Genomic DNA, 8841 nt, shown 5'->3' on the forward strand with positions numbered 1-8841 from the left:
AGTAAAGCCTTTGAAAACTATAATCAGAATTCAGAATATATTGTTCAAAATGAAAGAATAAATTTTGCTAACTGGAGAATCTATGGCTTTACTTCTCGTAATAAAGTTGCGGAAGATTTAAAGCAATTTCCATTGATGATTATTTTTAGTAGTCTAACTTTTGTTATTTTACTTTTAGGGATTGGTTTTGTTCTTAACAAAAATATAACTAAACCAGTTATTAGTATTGCTAAAAGTATGGATCTAATTGGAGAAAATAATGATAATCAAAGAATAAATTTAGATATCAATGGAGAATTAGGAATAATTGTAGAAGATGCTAATAAAATGCTGGATAAAATTGAAAACTTTAAAAAACATGAAATTGAAATGCAAACACAAATTTATGAAACTAAAATTTCTCGGCATAAAGCTGAATTATCTGCTCTTCAAAGTCAGATTAACCCCCATTTTTTATATAATACTTTAGAATGTATTCGTAGTATAGGTGCGGTTTATGAAAGTCAGGAAATAATGGATATTTCTATTGCTATGGCTGATATTTTTAGATACAGTATTAAATCAAATAGATTTGTTAAGGTAAAAGAAGAAATTGAAATTATAGAAAGTTATTTAAAAATAATGAAGCTTAGATTTCCTAAGAGAATTAACTACGAAATAGATATCAAAAATCAGATAAAAAATAAGAAAATAATAAAAATGTTATTACAACCAATTGTCGAAAATGCTTTTTATCACGGGCTTGAATCCAAAACTGATGGTGGTAAAATTTTGATTAAAGCAGAAATTAAAGATGAAGATATAATATTCTTAATTTCGGACAATGGTAAGGGGATTAAGGAAGAAAAATTAAATTTATTAAATAATAGTTTAAATAGAGTTTTAAAAATTGAAATTGAAGACTTTAAAAAACATGGGATTGGAATTTTAAACATTAATAAAAGAATAAAACTTAATTATGGAGAAGAATATGGTTTAAAATTAGATAGTAAAATTGATCAAGGAACAGAAGTAGAAATTATAATTCCGGTAGAGAAATAAAGATCAAAAAACAAGCATTGAAGAGATAAAATAAATTTGTAGAGGTGAGAGAAAATGGGCATATTTAATATTAATGGTCCAATTTATAAAATATCTAAAATTATCTATAATTTATTAGTTTTAAATATTCTTTGGTTTGTTTTTTCAATTGCAATAATAACAATAGGGCCGGCAACTATTGCTTTATTTTATGTAAGCGGAAAAATAATAAGAGGAGAGAGCTATAAATTAGTAAGAGATTTTTGGAAAAGTTTTAAATTGAATTTTAAGCAGGGAATTATTATTTTTTCTGTATTTGCTTTAGCTTTTTATTTGATTTTAGTAAATATTAGAAGTGTGAACATGCTTTCATTAAATAGATTTTTACTTCCAGTACAATATTTTATTTTATTTGAACTTCTGGCTGGAAGTATAATTGTTTATCCACTTTTAGCTAGATATCATCTAAGTATTCTGAGAAGTTTTAAAATGGCTTTTTTTATTGCAAATAGACATCTAATTACAACAATTTTATGTCTTGGTGTTTTACCTGCTTTATATTATCTAATATACTGGAAGCCAATTTTCTTGCTTTTGATAATGGGAATTTATGTTTTTTGGATTAACTTCCTTTTAAAAGATAAATTTAATCTATATCATAATAGATGAATTAGATTAAATAACAGGTCTATCTTAGACCTGTTATTTATCGTTTTAAAAAAATTAATTAAATTTTAAAATAGACTTGCAACTTAAATTTTAAAGTGATAACTTAAGAGGTAAGGATAAATTTAACTATTAAAGAAAGTCATAAAAATTTTAAAGAAATATTTAGTAGTTTCTAAATTATTTTAACAATTGTTAAAAAAAGGGGAGATAGAAAATGTTTTTTGAAATGTCATTAAAAGAAATGAAAAAATATATGGGCTCCAGTCCTAAATCTGATGATTTTGAGCAGTACTGGCAGGAAGCTCTGGCTGAAATGAAAGCAGTTGATCCAGAAATAGAGATTAAACACTCAGCCTTCCAGACCGATTTTGCTGAATGTTATGATCTATACTTCACCGGGGTTAATGATGCCAGGATCCATGTTAAATACATAAAACCAAAAAATATTAAAACAAAACAGCCAGCAGTAATCGAGTTTCATGGTTATGGTTGTGAAATTGAAGATTGGGCTGATAAATTACAGTTTGCAGCTCGTGGTTATTCATATTTTGGGATGGATTGTCGTGGTCAGAGTGCAGGTTATTCGGAAGATAGTGGTGGTGTAAAGGGTAATACCCGTAATGGTCATATTATTAGAGGTCTTGCAGATGCCCCCGAAAAATTATATTATCGAAATGTTTTTCTAGATACTGCCCAACTGGCTGGAATTGTAATGGATATGGAAAATATTGCTGAAGATCGAGTTGGAGTATTTGGTTATTCTCAGGGTGGAGCTTTGACTGTTGCCTGTGCGGCACTGGAACCACGAATCAAAAAAGCAGCTCCAGTTTATCCATTTTTAAGTGACTATCAGAGAGTAACTCAGTTAGATATCGACAATAGCGCCTATGCAGAAATTAAAGAATTTTTCCGGAAATATAATCCTTTACATAATAAGGAAGAAGAAATATTTAATAAATTATCCTATATAGATATTCAGAATCTGGCAGATAGAATAGAAGCAGAGGTATTAATGACAACCGCTATTGCTGATCCAGTCTGTCCACCTTCTACTCAATTTGCAGTTTATAATAAAATTGAAGCGAAAAAAGATATAGTTATTTATCCTGATTATGGGCATGAGGGTTTACCTGGAATAAGAGATCGACATTATAGATTTTTTAATGATTTATAAGTTTAGTTACCAATTTGTTTTTTTAGGAGAGATATAAATGGCAGAATTAAAAAAATTATGGAATTATCTTCGGGAATATAAATTATTCTTTTTTGGAGCTATATTTTTTATTATTCTAAATGTAGTTTTTTCTATGATTCCTGGTTATTTAAACAGAAGAATAATTGATGATGTTATAAATGCTCAAAAAATGGAATTGCTGGCTGGCTTTTTGGTTGCCTATATAGGTGCTAACCTGCTTAGAGCAGCAGCAATAATGGTGCAGAGATTTTTTGCAGAAAGTCTATCTCAAAATCTACTTCGCGATTTAAAACAGGATCTTTATGATCACCTGCAGAAGCTATCATTTAACTTTTTTAACAATAATCGAACCGGTGAATTAATGTCCAGAATGACAGGTGATATGGAAGCAGTGAGAATGCTTTTTGCAGATGGTATGATCCAGTTTACACGTGCAATTTTTTACATAGTCTTTGTTATGGCAGTTTTGATACCTGAAAGTTTAAAGCTTTCATTAGTGTCACTTGCTTTAAGTCCTCTAATTGGATTTTTTGCTTACAGGCTTGGGGTCAGAATTAAACCAATTTTTCGCCAGGTAAGGCGTCAATATTCTGATCTTAACTCAACTGTACAGGAAAATATTTCAGGTATTAGAATCGTTAAAGCCTTCCATCAACAGTGTTATGAGATGGAGAAATTTGATGAAGAGAATCATAACTATTTTACTAAAAATTATAGTGCAGCAAAAATCTGGTCTAAATACTTTCCAATTATGGAGTTTCTAGGTGGAACAAGCACGGTGCTGCTGTTATTTTATGGTGGTCGCCTTGTAATCCAGGGAGAAATCACTCTTGGTGTCTGGATGCAGTTTAATTCGTATCTCTGGATGTTAATTATGCCAATGCGGATGATTGGACATATAGTTAATATGTTTTCCAGAACAAGTGCCTCTGCTGAGAGAATCTTTAATATCCTGGAGACTGAGCCTGAAATCAAAAATAAAGATAAGGCAATAAAAGTGGATAGAATTAAAGGTGAAGTTGAATTTAAAAATGTTTCACTAAGTTATGGAGATGAAGATATTTTAAAGGATGTCTCCTTCCATGCTAAGCCAGGAGAAACTGTTGCTATTATGGGAGCAACCGGTAGTGGTAAATCATCATTAATCAATTTAATTCCTCGCTACTATGAGGCAACTAAGGGACAAATATTAATAGATGGTGTTGATAATAGAGATTATGATCTACAAAATTTAAGAAAACAGGTTTCAATAGTAATGCAGGATGTATTCCTTTTTTCTGAAACAATTTCCAATAATATAGCTTATGGTCAGCCCGGACTTGATTTAGAGAAAATAAAACGAGCTGCAGAAATAAGCAGTGCCCGCAATTTTATTGAAGATATGGAAGCTGGTTTTGAAGAAGTTATTGGTGAAAGAGGAATGGGACTTTCCGGTGGACAAAAGCAGAGAGTTTCACTAGCCAGAGCAATTGTTGAAGAAAGTCCAATCCTAATTCTTGATGATGCAACTTCTGCTGTTGATATGGAGACTGAACATCAGATCCAGCAGGCTTTAGAGGGAATGGATGAGAGAAGTACCCTCTTTTTAATTGCTCATCGTATTTCTTCTGTTAGAAATGCAGATCAAATAATTATTCTTGATCATGGAGAAATTATAGAACGAGGTACTCACGAAGAATTAATCAATAATAAAGGACATTATTATACAATGTTTAAGGAACAGTATAAAGAAGTAATAGATGAAGCAGAAATTGAAGAAAGGTGGGTGAACTAAATGGCCTATAATCGATATTTTGAAGATGAAGAAATGGAAAATTTAGATCCAAATAATATAAAAAGAGTACTTTCATATTTAAAACCATATAAATATAAAGTTGCTTTTTCACTATTTTTAATGGCCATGGCCGCCTTTGCAGATCTTTTAGGTCCGTATTTAACCAAGGTTGCAATTGATAATTACATTACAGCTGGCGATTATTCTGGACTTACTATGATTTCTCTGGTCTATCTGGGACTGCTTGCTGTTAATGGATTTGCTGTTCGTTTTAGAGTTTTAATAATGAGCAAGGTGGGACATAAAGTAGTACGTAATATTAGGCAGGATTTATTTCAACATATACAGAAATTATCCTTTAGCTATTTTGATTCAATTCCAGCTGGAAAAATTATAGTTCGGGTAATGAATAATGTTAATTCACTGCAGAACTTACTGGAAAATGGTTTGATTAACATAATAACTGATACATTTCGCTTTCTGGCAATTTTAGTGATTATGCTCAATCTTGATTTAAGGTTAACCTTAATTTCGATCACTGTCATGCCAGTACTGATCTTTTTGATTTTCTTACTAAAAAAGAAGATTAGAATTGGCTGGCGTAGAGTGCAAAAGAAACGGTCTAATATGAATGCTTATATACATGAAAGTTTAACCGGAATGCAGATCACTCAGGCTTTTGTTAGAGAAGACAAAAATAGTAATATTTTTAAAGATCTGCAGGATGATTATGTCAGCAACTGGATGAAAACAGTAATGATGTCTCATGGTATTTTTCCAATTGTACTTTTGATAAATACTATAAGTGTAATTATTATGTATTTAGTTGGGATTAGAGATTTAAATGCAGGTTTGGTTACCATCGGTACTTTGGTTGCATTACTTCAGTATATCTGGCGTTTATGGCAGCCTATAATTAATATCAGTAATTTTTATAATCAGGTTTTAGTTGCTAATTCAGCTGCCGAAAGAATCTTTGATGTGCTGGATACTGAACCAGATATTGTAGATTCATCCGGGGCTAAAGAAATGCCAGAAATTAAAGGGAAAGTAGAATTTAAAAATGTTACTTTTAGCTATGAAGAAGATGGAGAAATTATTCTTAATGATATGAACTTTGAAGTTGAACCAGGAGAAACAATTGCCTTTGTGGGTGCAACAGGAGCTGGAAAGAGTACAATTATTAATTTAATGACCCGTTTTTATGATATTGATCAGGGTAGTATCTTAATTGATGATTTGGATATTCAGAATGTAAAAATTGAATCTTTAAGAAAACAAATTGGAGTTATGATGCAGGATACCTTTATTTTCTCCGGCTCTATAGCCGATAATATTCGCTATGGTAATTTAGAAGCCAGCCGTGAGGATATAGAGAGAGCAGCTAAAATGGTTTATGCTGATGAATTTATTAGAGAAATGGAAAATGGCTATGATACTGAGGTTAATGAGCGTGGATCAAGATTATCGGTTGGTCAGCGGCAGTTAATTTCATTTGCCAGAACAATTCTTTCTGATCCTAAAATATTAATTCTGGATGAAGCAACTTCAAGTATTGACACTCAAACTGAAATTTTAATCCAAAAGGCAACACAGGCTGTATTAGAAGGAAGGACTTCTTTTGTTATAGCTCACCGTCTTTCTACCATTAGAAATGCAGACCGGATTATGGTTTTAGAAGAAGGAGAAATTATTGAAACTGGAAGTCATGAGGAATTAATGGCTAAAGAGGGTCATTACCATGATTTATATATGGCTCAGTATAATAGAGTAATTTAAAAATTTATTTTAATAATAATAATTATTTTATATATTAGCTGTTTGGAAGAATATTTATGTAAAATGAAATACAATTTTATTTAAATTAGTAATTATTCTTGACAATTAATATCATTACTGTATAATTACATTATAAGAAAATCACTTATAATAAATTTACAATAATAAGACGATAAGAAAGGGTGATGAATAATGTTTAAAACACTGAAAAGATTCTTTAATGAGGTAAGTTCTGAGGGGCAGAGAATAGAAAGCAACCTTAGAAAAGCTAAAGAAGAATACCGTAATGAAAACAGTAGTTATATGAATTTTTAGGAAATAAGAATATAATGAATGTTATAATTAAAAATAGTAATAATTATGAAACTTAAAAGAACACTTCTTATTATATAGGGGTGTTCTTTTTTATTTTAATATCATAATCTTTAAATACGTCTAAAAAAATGATATAATATATTTAGATAATTCAGAACTTAAATAAACTTTGTTTTATTAATTAATTATATTCTCAAAATTCAAGGAGGCAGAAGTTATGAAGTATAGAAAATTAGGAAAAACAGGATTTGAAGTCTCAGAAGTTTCTTTTGGAGGCTGGGCAATTGGCGGTTCCTGGGGAGATGTAGAAGATGAGCAGTCAATGTCAGCTTTAAAAGAAGCTGTAAATCAGGGAATTAACTTTTTTGATACTGCTGATGTTTATGGAGATGGTCGCAGTGAGCGTTTGATGGCTAAATTGAGAAAAGAAAATGACAAAGATATATATATAGCAACCAAGGCTGGCAGAAGACTGGATCCACACGCAGCGGAAGGCTACAATAAGGAAAATTTAAATAAGTTTGTGGACCGCAGTCTCAAAAATTTAAATGTAGATAGCATTGATCTGCTGCAGCTGCACTGTCCTCCAACTGAAGTTTATGATCAGGAAGAGGTATTTGAGGCTCTGGAAGAAATGGTTAAGGCTGGTAAAATTAAAAACTATGGTGTTAGTGTAGAAAAGGTAGAAGAAGCAATGAAAGCACTGGAATATGAAAATCTGGCTACAGTACAGATTATCTATAATATGTTCAGACACAAGCCAGGAGATGAATTTTTAGCTAAGGCAAAAGAAAAAGGTGTAGGAATTATCTGTAGAGTTCCTCTCGCAAGTGGTCTTTTAACAGGTAAATTCTCTAAGGATTCAACCTTTGCAGAAGATGATCACCGTAATTACAATCGTGATGGAGAAGCCTTTGATAAAGGAGAAACTTTCTCAGGTGTAGATTTTGAACTTGGATTAAAGGCTGTAGAAGAATTAGAAAAAATTAAACCAGAAGCTTTAACAATGGCTCAGTTTGCACTTAAATGGATTTTAATGAATGATGCAGTTAGCTGTGTAATTCCTGGTGGTAAAAAACCATGGCAGGTAAAAGATAATGCAGCAGCATCTGAAGCAGATGACCTCCCAGATGAGGTAATGGAGAGAGTTGACGAAATTTATGATGAATATATCAGAGATAGTGTGCATCACCTCTGGTGAAATTTAAGGAAAAGTCTGTAAATTTAGACTTTAATAAAACCCTTGACAAGTAATTTAAAAAGTGTATAATGTAATTAATATAAGAAAAATATAAGTAAATCACTTATAATTAATTAACAACAATAAGACTATAAGAAAGGGTGATTTAATAATGTTTAATTCATTATTCTCATTCATCAAGAGTGCGAATGCTGATGGTAGAAGAATTGAAAGTAATATTCAATCTGTAAAAGAAAAACAGATTAAGCATGATTCTTTTGCAAACTTAAATCAGTACTAAAAATTGTTTCATCTTAAAGACAATAACTTTTTATAAATATAAGCCAATCAAATTATAACTAAAATAACTTTATAAGAAAGGATGATTGCATATGTTTAATAGCATGTTCAAATTCATGAAAGAGGCGCAACTTGATTCTAAAGAGAATCAAGCAAAGCTAAATGCATTTAAAAACTTAGGTAATTACTAAGAAATTTATGAGAGCCAATCGGATAAAATAATAATTAAAGCTAAACAATAACTAAAACTAATAAGCAAATAATTATATAACCCTTAAATATATAATGATAATTAAAGCCACCCTTCCCCGGGGTGGTTTTTCGTGTTTGTAGTGCATTTTTTTGTCATTTTAAGCTAAATATATTATAATAATATGTAGAACTGAAAATATATAGGAGCATTCCTGTAATGAATAAAAATCAATATCGACAAAAAGATACCCCCTTGGTATAATACGGAGTATCAGAGGTCATTCTGATCTCTAAAAAACCAAGGAGGTATCTAATATGAATTATACTCAAAATGAAAAGATTATGCAAGTAAAAGTTTCAACGCTGGTAGTTGGAGTGGATATCGCAAAGAACAGACATGCAGCAAGAGCCTTCAAT

Annotated in this window: 7 protein-coding genes; all 7 read left to right on the forward strand. The window is 30.8% G+C overall.

What is annotated here, in order from left to right; genetic code table 11:
* Positions 1-1041: sensor histidine kinase (locus tag CI949_RS13015; protein WP_290767147.1), on the forward strand; the 1041-nt coding region annotated here is incomplete at its 5' end.
* 54 nt (positions 1042-1095) lie between these two features.
* Positions 1096-1689: a YesL family protein gene (locus CI949_RS13020; protein WP_110301133.1), complete on the forward strand. Its 594-nt coding sequence runs from the start codon at positions 1096-1098 to the stop codon at positions 1687-1689.
* A gap of 214 nt (positions 1690-1903) precedes the next feature.
* Positions 1904-2863 (forward strand): acetylxylan esterase, encoded by a 960-nt coding sequence (locus CI949_RS13025; RefSeq protein WP_110301132.1) that lies wholly within the window; start codon positions 1904-1906, stop codon positions 2861-2863.
* A 37-nt stretch (positions 2864-2900) separates the two neighbouring features.
* A complete protein-coding gene (locus CI949_RS13030; protein WP_110301131.1) occupies positions 2901-4658 on the forward strand; it encodes an ABC transporter ATP-binding protein in 1758 nt (585 codons plus the stop codon).
* On the forward strand, positions 4659-6437 hold the full coding sequence (locus tag CI949_RS13035) for an ABC transporter ATP-binding protein (protein WP_110301130.1): 1779 nt from the start codon (positions 4659-4661) through the stop codon (positions 6435-6437).
* A 192-nt stretch (positions 6438-6629) separates the two neighbouring features.
* Positions 6630-6752: a hypothetical protein gene (locus tag CI949_RS13040; RefSeq protein WP_290767149.1), complete on the forward strand. Its 123-nt coding sequence runs from the start codon at positions 6630-6632 to the stop codon at positions 6750-6752.
* A gap of 217 nt (positions 6753-6969) precedes the next feature.
* Positions 6970-7953 carry an aldo/keto reductase gene (locus CI949_RS13045; RefSeq protein WP_290767151.1) on the forward strand — a complete coding sequence of 328 codons (984 nt, stop codon included), beginning with the start codon at positions 6970-6972 and terminating at the stop codon, positions 7951-7953.
* Positions 7954-8841 lie beyond the last annotated feature (888 nt).

This window comes from Halanaerobium sp. (assembly GCF_003070835.1).